The 19674-nt window shown below is 66.9% G+C and carries 20 protein-coding genes; 11 read left to right on the top strand and 9 right to left on the bottom strand.

Translation table 11 applies throughout. The features are described from left to right. Positions 1–17: 17 nt before the first annotated feature. The 6 genes from panB (at position 18) to ACQY72_RS03710 (ending at position 5968) form a co-directional block, all read left to right on the top strand. Positions 18–854, top strand: a complete 837-nt coding sequence (gene panB, locus ACQY72_RS03735) for a 3-methyl-2-oxobutanoate hydroxymethyltransferase (protein WP_428155842.1) — start codon at positions 18–20, stop codon at positions 852–854. 79 nt (positions 855–933) lie between these two features. Continuing rightward, a complete protein-coding gene (locus tag ACQY72_RS03730) occupies positions 934–1704 on the top strand; it encodes a tetratricopeptide repeat protein (RefSeq protein ID WP_428155840.1) in 771 nt (256 codons plus the stop codon). 26 nt (positions 1705–1730) lie between these two features. Further along, positions 1731–3113: a PQQ-binding-like beta-propeller repeat protein gene (locus ACQY72_RS03725; protein WP_428155838.1), complete on the top strand. Its 1383-nt coding sequence runs from the start codon at positions 1731–1733 to the stop codon at positions 3111–3113. A gap of 31 nt (positions 3114–3144) precedes the next feature. Then, the gene (der, locus tag ACQY72_RS03720) at positions 3145–4767 is read left to right on the top strand and encodes a ribosome biogenesis GTPase Der (protein ID WP_428155836.1); all 1623 of its coding nucleotides are present in this window, start codon (positions 3145–3147) and stop codon (positions 4765–4767) included. 4 nt (positions 4768–4771) lie between these two features. Then, positions 4772–5236, top strand: a complete 465-nt coding sequence (locus ACQY72_RS03715) for an NUDIX hydrolase (protein WP_428155834.1) — start codon at positions 4772–4774, stop codon at positions 5234–5236. Positions 5237–5341: 105 nt separating this feature from the next. Then, a complete protein-coding gene (locus ACQY72_RS03710) occupies positions 5342–5968 on the top strand; it encodes a methyltransferase family protein (protein WP_428155832.1) in 627 nt (208 codons plus the stop codon). Here ACQY72_RS03710 and ACQY72_RS03705 read toward each other — a convergent pair. Genes ACQY72_RS03705 through ACQY72_RS03695 form a run of 3 tightly spaced genes read right to left on the bottom strand, consistent with a single transcriptional unit; the run spans position 5965 to position 8398 of the window. Next, positions 5965–6783, bottom strand: a complete 819-nt coding sequence (locus tag ACQY72_RS03705) for a LytTR family DNA-binding domain-containing protein (protein ID WP_428155831.1) — start codon at positions 6781–6783, stop codon at positions 5965–5967. The genes ACQY72_RS03710 and ACQY72_RS03705 overlap by 4 nt on opposite strands. Beyond that, positions 6780–7481, bottom strand: a complete 702-nt coding sequence (locus ACQY72_RS03700; protein WP_428155829.1) for a hypothetical protein — start codon at positions 7479–7481, stop codon at positions 6780–6782. Before ACQY72_RS03700 ends, ACQY72_RS03705 begins: the two co-directional genes overlap by 4 nt. Before the next feature lie 38 nt (positions 7482–7519). Then, positions 7520–8398: an AraC family transcriptional regulator N-terminal domain-containing protein gene (locus ACQY72_RS03695; RefSeq protein WP_428155827.1), complete on the bottom strand. Its 879-nt coding sequence runs from the start codon at positions 8396–8398 to the stop codon at positions 7520–7522. Positions 8399–8542: 144 nt separating this feature from the next. On the opposite strand from ACQY72_RS03695, the gene ACQY72_RS03690 reads away from it, so the two are divergent. Beyond that, positions 8543–9427 carry an oxidoreductase gene (locus ACQY72_RS03690; protein WP_428155825.1) on the top strand — a complete coding sequence of 295 codons (885 nt, stop codon included), beginning with the start codon at positions 8543–8545 and terminating at the stop codon, positions 9425–9427. 7 nt (positions 9428–9434) lie between these two features. On the opposite strand, the gene ACQY72_RS03685 is transcribed toward ACQY72_RS03690, so the two are convergent. Beyond that, positions 9435–10190 (bottom strand): SDR family NAD(P)-dependent oxidoreductase, encoded by a 756-nt coding sequence (locus ACQY72_RS03685; RefSeq protein ID WP_428155823.1) that lies wholly within the window; start codon positions 10188–10190, stop codon positions 9435–9437. 70 nt (positions 10191–10260) lie between these two features. On the opposite strand from ACQY72_RS03685, the gene ACQY72_RS03680 reads away from it, so the two are divergent. Both ACQY72_RS03680 and ACQY72_RS03675 read left to right on the top strand, forming a co-directional pair. Then, the gene (locus ACQY72_RS03680; RefSeq protein WP_428155821.1) at positions 10261–10509 is read left to right on the top strand and encodes a CopG family ribbon-helix-helix protein; all 249 of its coding nucleotides are present in this window, start codon (positions 10261–10263) and stop codon (positions 10507–10509) included. Positions 10510–10513: 4 nt separating this feature from the next. Next, a complete protein-coding gene (locus ACQY72_RS03675; RefSeq protein WP_428155820.1) occupies positions 10514–10834 on the top strand; it encodes a type II toxin-antitoxin system RelE/ParE family toxin in 321 nt (106 codons plus the stop codon). 16 nt (positions 10835–10850) lie between these two features. Here the strand turns inward: ACQY72_RS03675 and purF are convergent, their stop codons facing one another. The 3 genes from purF to radA are packed head-to-tail and all read right to left on the bottom strand — an operon-like array spanning position 10851 to position 14381. Then, a complete protein-coding gene (gene purF / locus ACQY72_RS03670; protein WP_428155818.1) occupies positions 10851–12356 on the bottom strand; it encodes an amidophosphoribosyltransferase in 1506 nt (501 codons plus the stop codon). A 26-nt stretch (positions 12357–12382) separates the two neighbouring features. Next, positions 12383–12979: a CvpA family protein gene (locus ACQY72_RS03665; RefSeq protein ID WP_428155816.1), complete on the bottom strand. Its 597-nt coding sequence runs from the start codon at positions 12977–12979 to the stop codon at positions 12383–12385. 31 nt (positions 12980–13010) lie between these two features. After that, the gene (gene radA, locus ACQY72_RS03660) at positions 13011–14381 is read right to left on the bottom strand and encodes a DNA repair protein RadA (RefSeq protein ID WP_426022960.1); all 1371 of its coding nucleotides are present in this window, start codon (positions 14379–14381) and stop codon (positions 13011–13013) included. Between the two features lie 199 nt (positions 14382–14580). Between radA and ACQY72_RS03655 the strand changes: the two genes are divergently transcribed. After that, positions 14581–15210: a Yip1 family protein gene (locus ACQY72_RS03655; protein ID WP_428155815.1), complete on the top strand. Its 630-nt coding sequence runs from the start codon at positions 14581–14583 to the stop codon at positions 15208–15210. Positions 15211–15349: 139 nt separating this feature from the next. After that, positions 15350–16639, top strand: coding sequence for a metal-dependent hydrolase family protein (locus ACQY72_RS03650; RefSeq protein ID WP_428155814.1), 1290 nt, complete (start codon positions 15350–15352; stop codon positions 16637–16639). A gap of 14 nt (positions 16640–16653) precedes the next feature. Here the strand turns inward: ACQY72_RS03650 and alr are convergent, their stop codons facing one another. Together alr and ACQY72_RS03640 are read right to left on the bottom strand one after the other, a co-directional pair. Further along, positions 16654–17703, bottom strand: coding sequence for an alanine racemase (gene alr, locus ACQY72_RS03645; protein WP_428155813.1), 1050 nt, complete (start codon positions 17701–17703; stop codon positions 16654–16656). Between the two features lie 447 nt (positions 17704–18150). Further along, the gene (locus ACQY72_RS03640) at positions 18151–19641 is read right to left on the bottom strand and encodes a replicative DNA helicase (RefSeq protein ID WP_428155811.1); all 1491 of its coding nucleotides are present in this window, start codon (positions 19639–19641) and stop codon (positions 18151–18153) included. Positions 19642–19674: the final 33 nt, after the last annotated feature.

Here is a 19674-nt window from a genome sequence, read left to right as displayed (position 1 = left end):
GACAGGAGGCCCGCCGGATGTCCATTCAAACGCAGGAGACCGTCAAGCGGATCTCCGTTCCCGATATCGCCGGTCGCAAGGGCGGCGAGCCGATCGTCTGCCTGACCGCCTATGACGCGCCGATGGCGGCCCTGCTGGACCCGCACTGCGACGTGCTGCTGGTCGGCGACAGTCTGGGCATGGCGGTTCACGGCCTGCCCAATACGGTGGGCGTCACCCTGGAGATGATGATCCTGCACGGGCAGGCGGTCATGCGGGGCGCCAAGCGGGCCATGGTGGTCGTGGACATGCCGTTCGGCTCGTACGAGGGCGGCAAGGAGATCGCCTACGCCAACTGCGTGCGCGTGATGCAGGAAACGGGCGCCCAGGCGGTGAAGCTGGAGACCAGCATCGAACTGGCTGAGATCGTAGAGTTCCTGGTCAAGCGCGGCATACCGGTCATGGGCCACGTGGGCCTGCGGCCCCAGGCGATCCTGGCCGAGGGCGGGTTCAAGGCCAAGGGGCGCACCGATTACGAGCGTGAACGGGTGATGGCCGAAGCCAAGGCCACGGCCGAGGCGGGCGCCTTCTGCATCGTCATCGAGGGCGTCGCCGAATCGCTGGCGCGCGAAATCACGGAGACCATCGACACGCCGACCATAGGCATCGGCGCCTCGGCCGCCTGCGACGGTCAGGTGCTGGTGATCAACGACATGCTGGGCATGTTCGACTGGACCCCGCGCTTCGTGCGCAAATACGCCGATCTGCGCACAGAGATCGACCGCGCCGCCGCCGCTTTCGCCGCCGATGTGAAAACCCGCCGTTTTCCTGCCGAAGTCGAGACCTACTTCTCGAAAAAGCCGGCTTCGCAGTAACGGACGACGTTGCGGGCGGGGAGCCGACCTTCTAGGGTCCGCGCCGGTTTGCATTTCGCGATTTTGGGGCGACGTTTCAGTGGTTGATGTCTTCGAGCAGGTCGAGGAGGAGCTTCGCTCCGAAAAGGTGAAGCGTCTGGCCAAGACCTGGCTGCCCGTCTTCGGCGTGGTGCTGGTGGTCGCCCTGATCGGCGCATTGGGCTGGTGGGGCTGGGACAGCTTCAACACGAACAAGGCCGGCAAGGGCGCCGAGGCCTATGATCGCGGCATGGAGGCCCTGAGGGCCGACAAGCCGATGGACGCCCGCGCCGCCTTCGAGGAAGCGGTCAAGGAAGGCAACGGCGCCTATAAGGTCATGGCTCTGCAACAGCAGGCCGGCCTGGCCGTCAGCGCCAACAAGTTCCCCGACGCCGTCCGTCTGTTCGACGAAGCCGCCAAGGCGTCCAGCGATCCGCTGCTGTCAGACCCGCCCGCGCTGAAGGCCGCTTTCCTGATCATGGACACCGCGCCTCTGGCCGATATCGAGGCCCGTCTGACGCCGCTGGCCGAGGATGACCGTCCGCTGCATGCCTTCGCCCAAGAAGCCCTGGCCCTGGCGCGGCTCCAGCACGGCAAGACCAAGGAGGCCCGTGAGGCCTTCGTCCTGCTGCAACTGGGTCAGGACGTGCCGGATTCGGTGCGTCAGCGCGCCCAGATCGCGGTGGAATCCATCGACGCCGGCACCGCAGGCGCGATCAAGCCGATCATCGACGCCGCCGCCACAGCGACGCCCCCGGCGCCCGTCGCCGCAAATGCCATGACTCCTTCGGCGCCTGCGGCGGCTCCCGCCGCCGCGCCGGCCGCCCAATAGTGACGACCCCTTACAGGACGCCCCCGATGAACCGAGTTCTGAAAGTCGCGCTGATCTGCGGCGTCGCCGTGACGGTCGCGTCCTGCGGCACCGTGCGCCGCAACCTGCCGTTCGGCCTGGGCGGGGGTAAGGACGAAGCCGCCGCGACCGCCTCGGCCGGTCAGCGTATTTCGGTGCTGGAGTTCGAACAGAGCCTGACGCCGTCGGCCGCCTTGTCGGGCCGCGACTTCTTCCTGCCCGGACCCCAGGCGATCACGGCCTGGACCCAGCCGGGCGGCACATCCGAGAACCTGGTCGAACACGTCATCGCCGCGCCGAACTTCCAGATCGCCTGGAAGCGCAACATCGGCGAGGGCTCGGCCCACGTCGGAAACGTCATGGCGCCCATCGTGGCCGCCGACGGCAAGATCTTCGTGCTGGACGGCGAATCAACCGTTTCGGCCGTGTCGGCCGACACTGGCGAAGTCCTGTGGAAGGCCAACGTCAAGAACGCCGACCGCGATCGCAACGGCGGCTTCGGCGGCGGCGTCGCCGTAGGCGGCGGCAAGGTGTTCGTCTCCTCGGGCTATCGTTCGATGTCGGCGCTGGACGTCAACACCGGCGCGGTGGTCTGGACCCAGCAGGTTGACGCCCCGATCCACGGCGCCCCGACCGTGTCGGGCAACCGCGTCTTCGTGGTCGATGTGGACAGCCAGTTGTTCGCCTTCGACGCCGCGACCGGCGCCCAGGACTGGACCTATCGCGGCATCGCCGAGCCGGCGCGCGTCATGCGCGCCTCCAGCCCGGCGGTCAGCGGCAATACCGTCGTCGCGCCCTTCGCATCCGGCCAACTGGTCGCGCTGAGCGCCCTGAACGGTCAGGCCGTATGGGAAGAGACCCTGTCGCGCACCAGCCGCACCAGCGCCCTGTCCGAGGTTCGCGACGTGGCGGGCCGTCCGGTCATCAGCCGCGGCATGGTCTATGGCGTCAGCCATTCCGGCGTCCTGTCGGCGCTGGACCTGCGTTCGGGCCAAGCCAAGTGGCAGTTGCCGGTGACCGGCGTGAACGCGCCGCTGCCGGTCGGCGACGCCGTCTTCGTGGTGTCCAAGTCGGGCCAACTGATCACCGTCAACCGCGACACGGGCCAGATCTACTGGACCCGCGAGCTGAACGAGGGACGCGTTCGCAAGGAAGGCGGCCTGTTCGGCTTCTTCGACCGCGAACTGACGCCGCAATGGTCGGGCCCGCTGCTGGCGTCCAACCGCCTGGTGATGGTCAACTCGTTCGGCGAGGCCGTGGCCTTCGATCCCAAGACCGGCGCCGCGCAGACGACCTTGAAGCTGGGCGCGCCCGCCTATATCGCGCCTGCCGCCTATAACGGCGCCCTGTACGTGCTGACCGATAACGGTCAGCTGATCTGCATCCGCTGATTTTCAGCCCGAACTAAGCTAGAAAGCCGACATGGCTCTGAAGGTCGCCATCGTCGGCCGCCCCAATGTGGGCAAATCGACACTGTTCAACCGCCTCGTCGGCAAGCGCCTCGCGCTGGTCGACGATCGCCCCGGCGTGACCCGCGACCGGCGCTATGCCGACGGCAACATCGGCGACATGGATCTGACGCTGATCGACACGGCCGGCTACGAGGATGTCACCGACGACAGCCTGGAAGCCCGGATGCGCGAGCAGACCGAGGCCGCGCTGGACGACGCCGAACTGGTCATGTTCATGATGGACGCCCGCGAAGGCGTCACCGCGCTGGACCGCATCTTCGCCGAGCGCCTGCGCAAGGTTCACAAGCCGATCATCCTGCTGGCCAACAAGTCCGAGAGCCGCGAGAGCGGCGGCGGCGTGGGCGAGGCGCACGCCCTGGGCTTCGGCGAACCCGTCGCCATCTCGGCCGAGCACGGCGAGGGCATGGCCGACCTGTACAAGGCCATCCGCGCGGCGTCCGAAGACATCTTCGTCGAAGAGATCGACGAGCCGGACAAGCCGATCCGCATCGCCGTCATCGGCCGTCCGAACGCCGGAAAATCGACCCTGATCAACCGCCTGATCGGCGACGACCGCCTGCTGACCGGGCCGGAAGCGGGCATCACCCGCGACTCCATCTCGGTCGACTGGCAGTTCGAGGGCAAGAATATTCGCCTGGTCGATACGGCCGGGATGCGTCGCAAGGCGCGGGTGCAGGAGAAGCTGGAGAAGCTGTCGGTCGCCGACACCATCCGGGCCATCACCTTCGCCGAAGTCGTCATCCTGATGATGGACAAGGACGACGCCTTCGACACCCAGGACCTGCAACTGGCCGACCTGGTCGAGCGCGAAGGCCGCGCCCTGGTCTATGTCGCGTCCAAATGGGACCTGGAAGAAGAGCCCCAGGCCCGCATGGCCAAGCTGAAAGGCATGGCCGAGGACAAGCTTCCCCAGCTGAAGGGTTCGCCCTTCGTGGTGCTGTCGTCGCACAGCGGGCGCGGTGTCGAACGCCTGATGCCGGCCGTGCTTCAGGCCTATGACACCTGGTCGGTCAAGGTGAAGACCAAGGACCTGAACACCTGGCTGTCCATGGCCACCCAGCGGCACCCGCCCCCCGCCGTGGACGGCAAGCGGATCAAGCCGAAATACATCGCCCAGACCAAGGCCCGTCCGCCGACCTTCGTGCTGATGGCCAACCGGGCCGAGTCGATGCCCGAGCATTACAAGCGCTATCTGGTCAACTCGATCCGCGAGAGCTTCGACCTGCCGGGCACGCCGATCCGCCTGAACGTCAAGTCCAGCGGCGTGAACCCCTATGCCGAGGGCGGCGCCAAGTCGGGACCGGAACGCTACAAGGGCGACGCCAAGACCGCGCCGCGCCGCGTGATCAAGAAGGCCGAGAAGGAAGAGGCGCTGTCCAAGCTGCCCGGCAAGGCGTTGGAGCAGAAGAAGACCCGCAAGGCCCAGCCCAAGATATTGGCCGGGCTTAAATCCAGCGCCTCCAAGAAGGCCGGCTCGTCGATTGCGGTCCAGAAGGGCGCCCGTGGCGGCGCCCGCCAGGTCTCGCGCTCCGGCCGGATTCGTACGGGCCAAAAGGGCGGCGCCAAGAAGTGACGGCGTGACCGAAGCGGTCGCGCCCGTCCTTCCCGACCGGCCGACCTCGCGCTGGCTGATCCTGGACGGGCAGGGGCGGGTGCTGCTGTTGCATTTCGTCTTTTCCCAGGGGCCTCTGGCCGGCACGGCCTTCTGGGCCACGCCCGGCGGCGGCTGTGAGCCGGGCGAGACCTATGAGGACGCGGCCCGTCGCGAACTGTTCGAGGAGACGGGCCTGGTCGTCGCCGATCCCGGCCCGCAGGTCGCCCAGGTCCGCGTCAGTTTCCGCCTGCCCGACGGCCGTATGGCCGATGTGGATCAGCGGTTCTTCCTGCTGCGGACCGAGGCCTTCGACCTGTCGTCCGCCGGATGGACCGAGGAAGAGCGCGACGTTCTGGTCGCGCATCGCTGGTGGAGCCTCGCCGACATTCGCGCCTCGACCGAGACGATCTGGCCAGCCGAATTGGCGGATCTGCTGTCGAGTCTCTGAACCGTCGGTCCCCGGTCTTTGCGAGACCGATTTTCGCTCGCAAACATACCGCTTGCTCGTCTGTTGAAAGCGGCGCTTGGATTTGGGATCAATCCGGAGCGATTCATGACCACGACCCAGGTGTTCGACCTTCAGGCGGTTCAGAAGATCCGCAAGGGCGCCGTCCTTGTCGCCCTGCTGGCCCTGGTCGGACTGACCATGGTGTCCCAGTCCGCCACCGGGCTGGACAGTCCGCTGCATGAAGGCGTCGAGGCCGTGGGCCTTGCCGCTATCGTCTTCGCAATCGTCGGCCGCGCCTGGTGTTCGCTCTATATCGGCGGACGCAAGAAGGCCGAGATCGTCTCGCGCGGACCCTATTCGATCAGTCGCAACCCGCTCTATATCTTCAGCTTCTTCGGCGCTTTCGGCATCGGCGCCCAAAGCGGCAGCCTGACCCTGGCGGTGCTGTTCACCCTGGCGTCGCTGGCGGTCTTCTATCTGACCGTGCGCCGCGAAGAGGCCTGGCTGGGCGCGACTTTTGGCGTCGACTATGCGGCCTACAAGGCCCTGACGCCGCGTTTCTGGCCCAAGTTCGCGCTGTGGCGCGACGAGGCGGAACTGTCGGTGCGGCCGTCCTTCTTCCTGACCACCATCCGCGACGGTCTGGTCTTTCTGCTGGCGATCCCGCTGTTCGAAGCCATCGACCTGGCCCAGGCCGAGGGCTGGCTGCGGGTTCTGGCCCGACTACCCTAAGCTGCGCGACCCAGCCGCCCCAGAACGGCGTCGCGATAGGTGCGGCTGACCACCAGTTCGGCGCCGCTCTGCATCGTCAGCCGCCAGGACCCGTCCGATAGGGGCTGCACCCCCTCGACTCGCGCCAGATTGACCAGGGTAGAGCGATGGATGCGGGCGAACAGCCGCGTGTCCAGACCCGTCTCCAGCGCCTGAAGGGTGTCGCGGACCAGGCCCTCGCGCCCGTCCCAGTTCACGACCACATAGTTGCCCGCCGAGGCGAACCATTCCACCGCCCGAAGATCGACCGAGGCGCGGCTTCTGCCGGTCGAAACCAGCAGGCGGGCGTCGTCGGGCTGAACCTGGCGAGCGAGGGCCAGGGCGCGGGTCAGGTGGTCGAGGCTAACTTGAGCCTCGCGCGCCTTGCGCCACTGGGCGGCGGCAAGGCCGACGGCGACGGTCGCGGTATAGAGCAGCAGGGCGACCGGCAGCCGGTCGATGATCCGCTTGATCCAGTCATCCGGCGTGGGGGTCAGATGCAGGAAGGTCAGGTCGATCCGTGCGCCGAGGGCGGCGATCAGCGGCACGACGGCGACCATCAGCCCGGTCAGGACGTCCGCCGCCTTCCAACCGGCGCCCCATCGCCGCATCACCAGCCAGACCATCAGGCCGACGACCAGCCACGGCGCATAGGTCAAGGCGGCCCACAGCAAGGATGTCGGCAGAGTCAGGTCTGGCCGATCCCGTCGCAGGTACCAGGCCACGGACGCCACCGTCGCCGCATAGGAATAGGCTGTGAACCCCATCATGACGACGGCGACCGACGGCGTCCTCATGCCTGTAGGGCGCGACGCCGCAGGATCAGGGTCGCCGTCCAGATCACGGCCATGGACTGGAACAGGACGGTCGGCCAGAGCTGGCTCCAGGGCTGGGGCAGGAAGGTCAGGAAGTTGCCGGAAAAGGCGCTGAGCACCGCCGCATGAGCGCTCAGCATCTTCACCAGATGCTCGTATCTCCACAAGTCGGGCGAGAAAGGCCAGTCGCGCGGTCGTAAAAAGCGCCACAAGTCCCAAGCCGCGACCGACAACGCTCCATAGGCCAGGGCCGCAGACACCACGGGTGGGCCGTCCGAGCGGCCCAGTGCGATCAAGGCCAACACCCAGACGCCGATGCCCAAAGCGCCGAACGTCGCCGCCCAGTCCAGCGGTCTGGCTCGATCCTGGGGTCGGACATCAGGCCGTTTGCGCCCCAGCATCCGCACGCCCGAGAACAGGGTCAGCGACGCCGTCGCCGACAGGGCCAGGAAATAGGTGTTGAAGCGCAGCGCCGTCATCACCCAGGCGCAGGCCAGCAGGGTCGTCATCAGCACCACGAAGGCGCGACCCCACAGCCGATGCGCGCGCGACCCCTTGGCGGTCAACAACGGAGCGAAGCCGACCAGGACGGCGGCCATGCCGGTCGCGATGTGAAGGACGAGGAAGGGCTGGAACAGGGTCATGTCCGGCCCATGACCGCTGCGCTCGACCTGCAGCAAGGCGCCTGGGACCGGATGCAGCCGTCAGGGACGAACGGTCAGCCGACCATCAGGGTTTCGCGCATCCTTGCAGCATCCCTGCCGGGCGGTAGGCCGAACTGACGGGCGTATTCGCGGCTGAATTGGGAGGGGCTGTCGTAGCCGACGGCGAAGCCGGTTTCGGCTGCGCCATCGAGGCCGGTCAGCAGCCGGGCGCGCGCTTCTCGCAGCCGTACCTGCTTGTGGAACTGCAGCGGGCTCATGGTCGTCACCGTGCGAAAATGCCGATGGAAGGTGGACAGGCTCATGCCGGCCATGTCTGACAGGGTCTCCAGCCGTATCGGCTGGGCGTAGTGGGCGCGGATCCAGCTGATGGCGCGGCTGACGCCCGACAGACGGCTTTCGCCCGAGCCGATCTGGCGCACGGTGGCGGCGTGCCGGCTGTGGAGCAGGCGCCAGACCAGTTCGCGCTCGATCATCGGCGTCATCACGGCGATCTCGCCCGGTCTGTCCAGAAGGCGAAGCAGGCGCGCCATGGGGTCCAGCAGTTCATCCTCCAGCCGGGTCACCTGGATGCCGATGGGCGGCGGCTGATCCGAGGCGTCGGGGGCGTCGATCTCCAGCATCAGGCCGGCGATTGTCGCGGGGTTCAGGTCGAAGCTGAGCGCGCGATACGGCGCCTCGACGATGCTGCCGCACACCGGCAGCTCGGCCGACACCACCAGACAGTCGCCGGCCCGATAGGAATAGACCGTCTCGCCCAAGATGGTCTGTTTGGCGCCCGATACCACCAGGCACAGCATGGGATCATAGGCCACGGCGATAAGCCGCGTCTGCGCGTCGCTGCCGTACAGGCGCAGGCCCGGCACGGCGGAGCGCGACAAATCCGGCGGCGCGTGACGCGCGACGATGTCGGTCATTTCGGGCAAGAGGATCATGGACGCATCCAACGCCTGTCGTCGCGTGCGCGCAAGCGGGCGAGGGCGGTTTGACAGGATCGTGCAAGACTTCGCCCGGATCGCCCTAACGCCATTCGGCTGAAACAGCGTCTTCTCTGTCTCGTCAGACAGAGGAGACTTCCTATGACAACGACCATTCAAAAGATTTGGTTTGTTACCGGCGCGGCCCGTGGCCTGGGCGCCGGGATCGCCCGCGCCGCCTTGGACGCCGGCGACCGCGTCGTCGTCGCCGGTCGAAACCGCGACGCCCTGATCAAGGCCTTCGGCCCCGACAGCGACACCGTCCTGTCCGTGGCGCTGGACGTCACGGACGCGGCCGCCATCGCAGCCGCCGTCGAGGCCGCCATGGCCCGCTTCGGCCGCATCGACGTGCTGGTCAACAACGCCGGTTATGGCCACCTCGGCATCTTCGAGGAGACGACCGCTCAGGACGCGCGCAGCCAGTTCGACACCAATGTCTTTGGATTGTTCGAGATGACCCGCGCTGTCCTGCCGGTCATGCGCGCCCAGCGTTCGGGCCATGTGTTCAACGTCTCGTCCGTGGGGGGCATGGTCGGAGGGGCGTCCGGCGGGATCTATTGCGCGTCGAAGTTCGCCATCGAGGGCTTCAGCGAGTCGATCGCCCAAGAAGTCGGCCCCTTCGGCGTCCATGTCACCATCGTCGAGCCGGGCTTCTTTCGTACCGACTTCCTGGACGCGACCTCGGTCGTCTATGCCGCCAACCCCATCGCCGACTACGCCCAGGCCTCGGCTGCGCTACGCGACTTCTATGAGGCTCGCAGCCATAACCAGGCAGGCGATCCCGCCAAGCTGGGTCAGGCGCTGGTGACCTTGGCCAATGCGGAAAATCCGCCAGTGCGATGGGCGGCCGGGACGGACGCCCTGGGCATGATCGAGGGCAAGATCGCGGGGCTGACGAAGGAGCTGGAGGCCTGGCGCGACCTGTCAGTATCGACCGACGGAGACTTCTCTTTCCGTGAGGAGCCGGGCGCCGGCGCCTGGGGCTGATCCCGGCCTAGACCAGCGCCTCCGTCGTCGGTCCGGCCTTCCAGTCGCGGAACCGGATCGTCAGCGGGGGCGTGGCGTCGCCGCTGGCCAGATCGACGACCAGAGGCCCGATTTCGGACGGGTGGGGCAGGCCGGACGGATCCTCGCCCGGATAGGCCTGGGCGCGCATGGCGGTGCGCATCCGGCCGGGATCGACGATGCTGACACGGACAGGCGTGCTCTCGATCTCGTCGGCCCAGGCCTTCACCAAGGCCTCGGCTCCGGCCTTGGTCGCGGCGTACATGCCCCAGAAGGCCTTGGGCGCGCTGGCGACGCTGGTGGTGAAGTGGATGGCGCGACCGGCGTCGGAGGCGCGCAACAGCGGCTCCAGCGAGCGGATCAGGCGATAGACGGCGGTGAAGTTGGTCTTCTCGATCTTGGCGAACTCGCGCGGGTCGGCGTGGGACACCGGCGTCAGGCCCGACGGCCCCATTGTGGCCGCGGCATGGACCCAGATGTCCAGCTTCTTGAAGCGTTCGAAGATGGCGCCGCCCAGCCGGTCGATGGCCCCGCCGTCCACCAGATCGAACGGGATCAGGGTCGCGTGGCGGCCGGTGGCGGCGAAGATGGCGTCGTCCAGCTCTTCCAGACCGCCCTGGGTGCGAGCGGTCGCAATGACGTGCGCGCCCGCCTTGGCCAGGGCCAGCGCGCTCTCATAGCCGATGCCGCGCGAGGCGCCGACGACGAGGGCGATACGGTCGTTCAGGGGCAGGGCTTCAGTCATGACGGGGTGGTAGGAGTGGCGATGCGACGGGTCAATGTGTTACATTGCACGACATCCAAGCGAGGCGATCATGGCGAAGTCGGCGACGCTCACTCTGCGGGTCAGTCAGGAACTGAAGGACAAGCTCGGCCGCTACGCCGCGCAGACGCAGCGCTCGCCTTCCTCGGTCGCCGAACGAAGCCTCGAAGCCTTCCTGGATCGTGAAATGGAGATGCAGGTCGCCATCGACGCCGCCTTGGACGATTTTGAGCATGGGCGAGTGGTGTCGCACGAAGACGCCATGCGTCAGATCCAGGCCACGATCGACAAGCATCGGTAGCCCGGTGAGGCTGATCGAATGGTCCGAAACCGCCTTGGCTCAATATGGGGCCGCCATCGATTATCTCGCCGAACGCAATCCTGATGCGGCGCAAGGCACAGCGGATCGGATCAGGAAGACGATCGACGCCCTTGCGAAACGCCCAATAGGTCGTCCCGGCGAACGGCCAGGAACCTATGAAAAGGCCGTGCTGCGGACGCCTTACATCGTGATCTACAGCCTTGTCGGCGGGGCGGACGAGACGCTGAGAGTGATGCGTGTCTATCACACCGCCCAGAACTGGACGGATTGGTCGCCGCTTCCGAACGACGACCTTTCGTCCTGAAGATCGAGCGCTAGGCTTACGCGCTGACCAGCAGCGACAGTTGTTTGGCGCCGAACTCGCGGCCGCCTTCCTCGATCTCGCGATCCAGCAGGCGGGTGGGGTAGTCGCCGGTGAAATAGTGGTCGGTGAACTGGGGCGCGGCGTTGTTGCGGCCGGTCTCGCCCATCGCCTGATACAGGCCGTCGATGGACAGGAAGCCGAGCGAATCGACCTCCAGCAGGTCGCGCATCTCTTCCAGCGTCTTGTTCGCGGCCAGCAGTTGGGCGCGCTCCGGCATGTCGATGCCGTAGAAGTCGGGGAACAGGATCTGGGGGCTGGCCGAGCGCAGGTGGACCTCGGTCGCGCCGGCGGCGCGCACGGCGCGAACCAGCTTCAGCGAGGTGGTGCCGCGCACGATGGAATCGTCGATCAGCACGACACGCTTGCCGGCGAGAGCCGACTTGTTGGGGCTGTGCTTCATGCGCACGCCCTTCTGGCGGGCGCCCTGGCTGGGCTGGATGAAGGTTCGACCCAGATAGTGGCTGCGAATGATGCCCATCTCGTAGGGGATGCCGCTTTCCTGGGCATAGCCGAGGGCTGCGGGAACGCCCGAGTCGGGCACCGGCACGACGATGTCGGCCTCGACTCCCAGCTCGCGGGCCAGGCCACGACCCATCTCCTTGCGGACCTCATAGACCGAGCGGCCGTTCACGACCGAATCCGGGCGCGAGAAATAGACGTATTCGAACAGGCAGGGGCGGGCGACACGGGCCGGGAAGGGCTTGAGCGAACGCAGGCCGCTGTCGTCGATGACCACGATCTCGCCGTGCTCGACGTCACGGACGAAGGTGGCGCCCATCATGTCCAGGGCGCAGGTCTCGGACGCCAGCACCCAGGCCTCGCCGACCTGGCCCAGCACCAGCGGCCGGATGCCCAGCGGGTCGCGGGCGCCGATCATCTTGGTGCGCGTCTGCGCGACCAGCGCATAGCCGCCCTCGATCCGCGCCAGGGCGTCGATGAAACGATCGACGATCTTGGCTTTGCGGCTGCGCGCGATCAGGTGGAGGATGACTTCGGAGTCCGAGGTCGACTGGAAGATGGCGCCTTCGCTGACCAGCTGGCTGTGCAGGAACTTGAAGTTGGTCAGGTTGCCGTTGTGCGCCAGGGCGATGCCGCCCTGGTCCAGGTCGGCGAACATCGGTTGGATATTGCGCAGGAAGGAACCGCCTGCGGTGGAATAGCGGGTGTGGCCCACGGCCGCGCGGCCGGGCATTCGGGTCATCAGGTCGGCGCCGCCGAAGGCCTCGCCCACCAGGCCCTGGTGGCGTTCGGTGTGGAACCGCTCGTCCTTGACGCTGGCGATGCCGCAGGCTTCCTGGCCGCGATGTTGCAGGGCGTGCAGGCCCAGGGCGACGATGGCCGAGCCTTCGTCCTCGTCCGCGCCCCAGACGCCGCAGACGCCGCACTCCAGCCGCAGCTGGTCGTCCTCCGGCTCGCGCCAGTGCTCGCGGTGAACGACGGGATCGGCGATATGGTGGCGCATCGTGGGGCTCCGATGACCGGGGAAACTTAAGGGGCGGCTTCGCGCGGCGAGTTAGGCTCTGATTGCGTCCGGGGCAAGGCTTCGTCGTTCGAAAACCCCCTGCGTACGGACGAATCGACCACCGGCGTGATCGCGTCGGCGCCCCGCCCGAGGCTGGGCAGGACGATCTGGATGGCGCGGGCGCCCATGGCGCTGACCGGATAGAGGGCCGCATTGGTCAGCCAGCGCGGGGTCCGCTCGCCCGGCAGGGCCGCCACCACGACCAAATGCACGGCCCCGATCAGGACCAGGGCGCGGATGCCGCCGATCAGAAGACCGAACACGCGATCGACGCCGCCCAGGTGCGGATTGTCCTTGGCGCTCTTGGAGATCATCGATCCGACCAAGCGCAGCCCGAAATAGACGACGAAGAAGGTCAGGACGGCCGCCAGGATCGACCCCGCCCACTCGGGATCCACGAACGACCGGCCGATGCTCGCGGTCCACGGCAGGCTGATCAGCGCCACCAGGGCGGCCAGGGTCGCGCTGAGCAGGGTGATGATCTCGCGCACCCCGCCGCGCACCCAGCCGGCGGCGACGGAAAACAGGATCACCACAATGGCGAAGACGTCGTATCCGGTCACGCGTTCGGGATCCTGCGGTTGCTACCGGGGTCTAATAGCGGTTCTGCGAGATTCGTTCGACCACATCCGTCAGACGCGTCACCGATGTCACCTTCACGCCCTTGGTCTTGGCCGTCAGGGTGGGGCTGAGCACTTGGTCGAAGCCCAGCTTTTGCGCCTCGCGCAGGCGCGCTTCGGCCCGGCCGACGCTGCGGACCTCGCCCGACAGTCCGATCTCGCCGAAGACGACGCAGCCCTGGGGCAGGGAAACGCCGGTCGCCGAGCTGATCAGGGCCGCCGCCGCCGCGAGATCCGCAGCGGGTTCGTTGATGCGCAGGCCGCCCGCAACATTCAGATAGACGTCCTGATCGCCGAAGCCGAAACCACAGCGGGCCTCCAGCACGGCCAGCACCATGGCCAGGCGTCCGGTCTCCCAGCCGATCACGGCCCGGCGCGGGGTGCCATAGGCGGATTTGGACACCAGGGCCTGCATCTCGACCAGCACGGGGCGCGAGCCCTCGATCCCGGCGAAGACGGCGGCGCCGGGCGCCCGTTCCTTGCCCTCGCCCAGGAAGAGGGCGGAGGGATTGGCGACCTCTCGCAGGCCGCTGTCGCCCATTTCGAACACGCCGATCTCGTCGGTGGCGCCGAACCGGTTCTTGCCGGCGCGCAGGATGCGGAACGGATATCCGCGCTCGCCCTCGAAGGTCATGACGGCGTCGACCAGGTGTTCGACCACGCGAGGACCGGCGACCTGACCGTCCTTGGTGACATGGCCGACCAAGATTACGGCGACGCCTTGCGACTTGGCCAACCGCACCATTTCGCCGGCGCAGGCTCGGACCTGAGTGATCGAGCCGGGGCCGCTCTCGTGCACGTCGGACCACAGGGTCTGGATCGAATCGACGATGACGATGTCGAAATGCTCGCGCTTCAGCGTGCCCAGGATTTCACGCAGCGCCGTCGCCGCCGCCAGATTGACCGGCGCGTCCGCCAGCCCCATCCGCTTGGCCCGCGCCCGGATCTGCTCGACGGCTTCTTCGCCCGAGATATAGGCCACGCGCGATCCCTTCAGCGCCGCCTTGGCCGCGACCTCCAGCAACAGGGTGGATTTGCCGACGCCGGGGTCGCCGCTGAGCAATATGGCGGATCCCGGCACCACGCCGCCGCCGCAGACGCGGTCGAACTCGGCCACGCCTGTGGTGATGCGCGGCGGTTCGGGCGTGTCGGATTGCAGGGTCTCGAACTGAATGCCGCGCGACCGGGCCGAGGTGGCGGCCGACGGCTTGATCGCGCCGGGCGGGGCCGAACGGCTTTCTTCGCTGAGGGTGTTCCACTGGCCGCAGGAACTGCACTGGCCCGACCATTTGCCGTGGACCGTGCCGCAAGACTGACAGACATAGAGGGCGGAATCGCGAGCCATGGGCTTCCTTAGCAGATCGGACGGGGCAGATCGGACGGTTTGGGCCGCCTGTTCGACAGTGCATGGGGCTTATCCACGACAGTTTCGGTCGCACGTGCAACCTTTGCCATAACAAGGTATTGAGAATCTGTCGCACGCCCTTGCTACTTGAGGCGATGCAACGTCAACATTCGACACACATCAATCGCCGAGGCGCGCCATGACCGATCCGACGTCCCACTCCCAACCCGCCGTCGATCCCGCCCTGATCGCTCGGGTCAAGGGCATCCTGCTTCAGCCCAAGATCGAGTGGCTGCGCATCGATGGTGAGTTCGCCACCAACAAGAGCCTGTTCACCCGCTATGCGATGATCCTGGCCGCTATCGGTCCGGTCGCGACGCTGATCGGCAGCATGGTGTTCGGCCATGCTTCGATCGTCAGCGCCCTGGTGCTCGCCATCGTGTCGTATGGTCTGTCGCTGGCCAGCGTCTTCATTCTGGGCCTGATCATCAACGCCCTGGCGTCCAGCTTCGGCGGCGCGCCCAATCCTGTGCAGGCGATGAAGCTGGCGGTCTATGCCTCGACCGCGTCGTGGATCGCGGGCGTGTTCAACCTGATCCCGCTGTTGGGCTGGCTGTCGATCATCGGCGGCATCTATAGCCTGGTCCTGCTGTTCCTGGGCCTGCCGATCCTGATGAAGGTGCCGGAAGACAAGAAGGTCGTCTATTTCATCGTCATCCTGATCGCCGGCATTGTGCTGGGCTTCGTCATGGCCGCCATCCTCGGCGCCATCGCCCTGACCTTCGTCGCCTCGACCGCTGGTCTGGCCGCCATGGGCGCAGGCTACTGAGATAGATGCGGCGCGCGGTGGGGTCGAAGTCAGCAATCCTGGCTGATGATCCCCGCCGCGACCGGCCTCTGATCGCTTTCCCCATTCCCCTCTGTCGATTCCATGGCAGGATCGGCGGATCACGGGGATGGGGACGATCATGACACTCTGCAAACGCGCAATCGCCGGCGTAGCGACGCTGGCGATGGCCTTGATGGCGAGCGCCGCCTGGGCCGAGACTCTGGTCGTCACCGCCGATCGCATGGTCGATGTCGAGCGCGGCGTCTATGTCACCGCGCCTGTGGTGGTGATCACCGATGGCCGGATCGTCTCCGTCGGCGACCGTGTCCCCGCTGATCTGCCAGCGGATGCGAAGCGTCTGGACCTGCTAGGCCTGACCCTGCTGCCCGGCCTGATCGACATGCATGTTCATCTGGGCGGCACCCCCTATGTCGCCGGCTTCGAGGCTCTGCGGTTCGCCGACGACTTCGAGCCGATCCTGCAGGTGCCGCATGCACGCGCGACGCTGATGGCCGGCTTCACCACGGTGCGGAATCTGGGCGGTCCGCCCTTCGCCGACGTCGCCCTGCGCCAGGCCATCGACGGCGGCTTCGTCGAGGGGCCGCGGGTCGTTCCGGCGGGCGTGTCCTTCGGGGCGACGGGCGGTCACTGCGACCACACCGGCATGCCGCACTCGATGGAGATGCGGAACGAATACAATGCCGACAGCCCCGACGCCGCCCGCCACAGCGTGCGAGAAGTGCGCAAATACGGCGCCCAGGTCATCAAGGTGTGCGCCACCGGCGGCGTCTTCTCCCACAACACCGAACCCGGCCAGCAGCAGATGACCGAGGCCGAACTGCGCGCCGTCGCGGACGAGGCGCATATGTGGGGCCTGAAGGTCGCCGCCCACGCCCACGGGACCGAGGGAATCAAGGCCGCCATCCGCGCCGGCATCGACACCATCGAACACGCCTCGCTCATCGACGACGAGGGCATCCGCCTGGCGCGCGAGCACGGAACGTGGCTGTCGATGGACATCTACAACACCGACTTCACCCAGGCGACCGGCACGGAGTTCGGTGTCACCGAGGACAATCTGCGCAAGGACCGCGAGATCGCCCAGGCCCAGCGCGACAACTTCCGTCGCGCCCACGACGCCGGGGCGCGCATGGTGTTCGGGTCCGACGCCGCCATCTATCCGCACGGCCGCAACGCCGAGCAGTTCGCCGTCATGGTCCATTATGGCATGAGCCCGGCCGAGGCCATCCGCGCCGCCACCTGGAACGCGTCGCAGGCCCTGGGACGCGAGGCCGACGTGGGCGCGGTGTCGGTGGGCCGCTATGGCGATCTGATCGCGGTCGCGGGCGATCCGCTGACCGACGTGACCACGCTCCAGACCGTGCCCGTGGTGATCAAGGGCGGCGAGGTGGTCAAAGATGCGCGCTAAATCCGGCGCGCCGTCTAATCCACGTAGCGACGCGGGACGCGCGTGGTGATCGAGGTCAGCAGCTCATAGCTGATGGTCCCCGCCGCCGCCGCCGCATCGTCGAGCAAGCGGTTGGCGCCGAACAACTCGACCGGATCGCCGACCGCGACGTCCAGGCCGGTGATGTCCACCGCGCAGACGTCCATCGAGACCCGGCCCAGCAGCGGCCGGGTCTGGCCCGCGATCCAGACCGCGCCCTGGGGCGAGTAGGACCGCAGCAGCCCATCCGCATAGCCCGCCGCCACCGTCGCGACCCGCATCGGGCGGTCGGCGATGAAGCCGCGCGAATAGCCGACGCTCTCGCCCGCCGGCACGTCGCGCACCTGAAGCACCTGGGCCGTCAGCGCAGCCACGGGCGCGATCCGGGGATCGGGCCGTCCCTCCGGCCCGCCGCCGTAAAGGCAGATCCCCGGCCGCACGGTGTCGAAAGCGAAGTCCGGGCCCAGGAAACAACCGCTGGAGTTGGCGAACGACCGGATCACGCCCGGATAGCGATCCACCACGCCCGCGAAGGCGTCGCGCTGGCGTCGGTTCATCGGATTGGCGGGTTCGTCGGCGCAGGCCAGGTGGGTCAGGACCAGGGCCAGGCCGTCGAAGGCCTCGGGCGCATCCTCGGGCCGGACGCCCAGCCGGTTCATGCCGGTGTCGATCTGCAGGCCGCACGTCCCGCCGCCCGCCGCCGCCCAGGCCTGGATCTGCTGCGGATGGTTCAGCACGGGCCGCAGGTCCGCCGCCTTCAGCATCCCGGCGTCGTCGCCATGGCATCCGTCGAGAACATAGATGACCGGCCCGCCAGAGCCCTGCGGCCCCAGCGCGGCCCGCAGCCGCACCCCCTCGGCCGCCCGGGCCACGAAAAAGGTCCGCGCGCCCTCGGCCATCAGCCGCGTCGCCACCGCCTGCGCCCCCAGCCCATAGCCGTCCGCCTTGACCACCGGCTGCACCGGCTGACCGCTGACGGCGCCCAGCGTGTGGTAGTTCCGCGCCAGGGCGCTGAGATCGACGGAGAGGACGGCAGGGGCGGACATGAAATTCATATGGCTTGATTAAATAGCCGGGGGAAAGGCCGAGCAAACTAGTTAGTGATCGGAGCACCACGTGCGAGCATTTGGACGATGGGAACGGTCGATAAGACAAGTGCGCTCATGAGCGTTACCAGAGCAATATACATTGCACATCCTCTGCGGGTGCTTGTGTCCACGTAGGGCCGTAATGGAAAGAAGCTTCTTTGTACAACCTGAGCTCCCCAGAACCACAGCATCAAGAGCATTAAGCTGGCAAAAGCTCTCAGTGCTTGGCTGTTCGTTTCTTGTGCGACGTATGCCGTGGCTCCGGTCAGAGCCATTCGCTTGGACAGCTCCCAGAACAGTTCTGAAGCAGCCCAAGCACGATTTCGCAGGGCGCTAGGATGATCCGGGTCGTTACTGAAGAGAGGAGGATGGGTCATGCTTTCCTCGTCTTTGGGCATTTTCGAGCTACTCGTAGCTGACCTCTTCATACCCGTGCGCCAGGTTGCCGAAGCGGACGGTGTCGGCGTCGAAGGCCAGTTTGACGATGCCGATGGGGCCGTGGCGTTGCTTGCCGATGACGACCTCGGCCTGGCCTTGCAGGCGGTCCATGTCCTGCTGCCATTGCAGGTGTTCTTCGGAACCCTCGCGTGGTTCGGCGCGGCCCAAGTAGTAGCTCTCGCGATAGACGAACATCACGCAGTCGGCGTCCTGCTCGATCGAGCCGGATTCGCGCAGGTCGGACAGTTGGGGGCGTTTATCCTCGCGTTGCTCGACCTGACGCGACAGCTGCGACAGGGCGATGATCGGCACCGACAGCTCCTTGGCCAGGGCCTTCAACCCGCCAGTGATCTCGGACACTTCCTGCACCCGGTTTTTTTGCCCGCCTGTGTTGCCGGTCGTGATCAGTTGCAGATAGTCGACGATGATCAGGTCCAGCCCCTGTTCCGTCCGCTTCAGGCGGCGCGCCCGCGCGGCCAGCTTGGACATGGACAGGCCGCCGGTGTCGTCGATGTAGAGGGGGCTTTCGCCGATCTCGACCGCCGCATCGCGCAGCTTGCCGAAGTCGGTGGCGTCGATCTCGCCCTTGCGCAGCTTGTCCGACGACACGCCGGACGCATCGGCCAGAATACGCATGGCCAGCTGTTCGGCGCTCATTTCCAGCGAGTAGAAGGCGACCACCCCGCCGTTGACGGTCTTGCGGCCCTCGGGCGTCGGTTCCCACTGATAGGCGCGGGCCACGTTGAAGGCCATGTTGGTGGCCAGGGCGGTCTTGCCCATCGACGGACGGCCGGCGAGGATCAGAAGGTCGGAGGGGTGCAGGCCGCCCAGTTTACGGTCCAAATCGTTCAAGCCTGTCGCCAGGCCGGCCAGCTTGCCCTCGCGCTGATAGGCTTCGGCCGCCATCTGAACGGCGCCGGACAAGGCGTGGGAAAAGCTGACAAAACCGGACGACGGCTTGCCGGTTTCGGCCAGCGAATACAGGGTCTGTTCAGCCTGTTCGATCTGTTCGTCGGCGGGCGTCTCGGGGTTGGGCGCCTCCTTGATGATCTCGCCGCCGATGCGGATCAGATCGCGACGCAGGGCCAGGTCATAGACGACGCGGGCATAATCGGGGGCGTTGGCGGCCGGGGGGGCGCGGTCCACCAGATCGGCGAGGTAGCGCAGGCCGCCGAACTCCTGAAACGCCGGATCCTGCTTGAACCGCTCCATCAGGATGGTGGGCTCGGCCAGCATGCCCTGGCGGATGTGATCCTCGACGGCGTCGAACAGCCGCTGGTGGAAGGGTTCGTAGAAATGCACCCCGCGCAGCCGGTCGTTCAATCGCTCGAACACGGCGTTGTCGAACATCAGCGAGCCCAGCAGCGCCTGCTCGGCTTCCAGATTGTGCGGCATCGAACTGACGCCGCCGTTTTCCATGGGCGCGGACGAGAAGGGCATGGGGGCGAAGGCGTTCATCGATTAACGCTTTAGCCGTCCCATACGCCTACG

The organism is Brevundimonas sp. (assembly GCF_965279155.1).
GTDB lineage: Bacteria > Pseudomonadota > Alphaproteobacteria > Caulobacterales > Caulobacteraceae > Brevundimonas.
The sequence above is the reverse complement of the archived record's forward strand: the minus strand, read 5'-3'. Positions and strand labels throughout refer to the sequence as shown.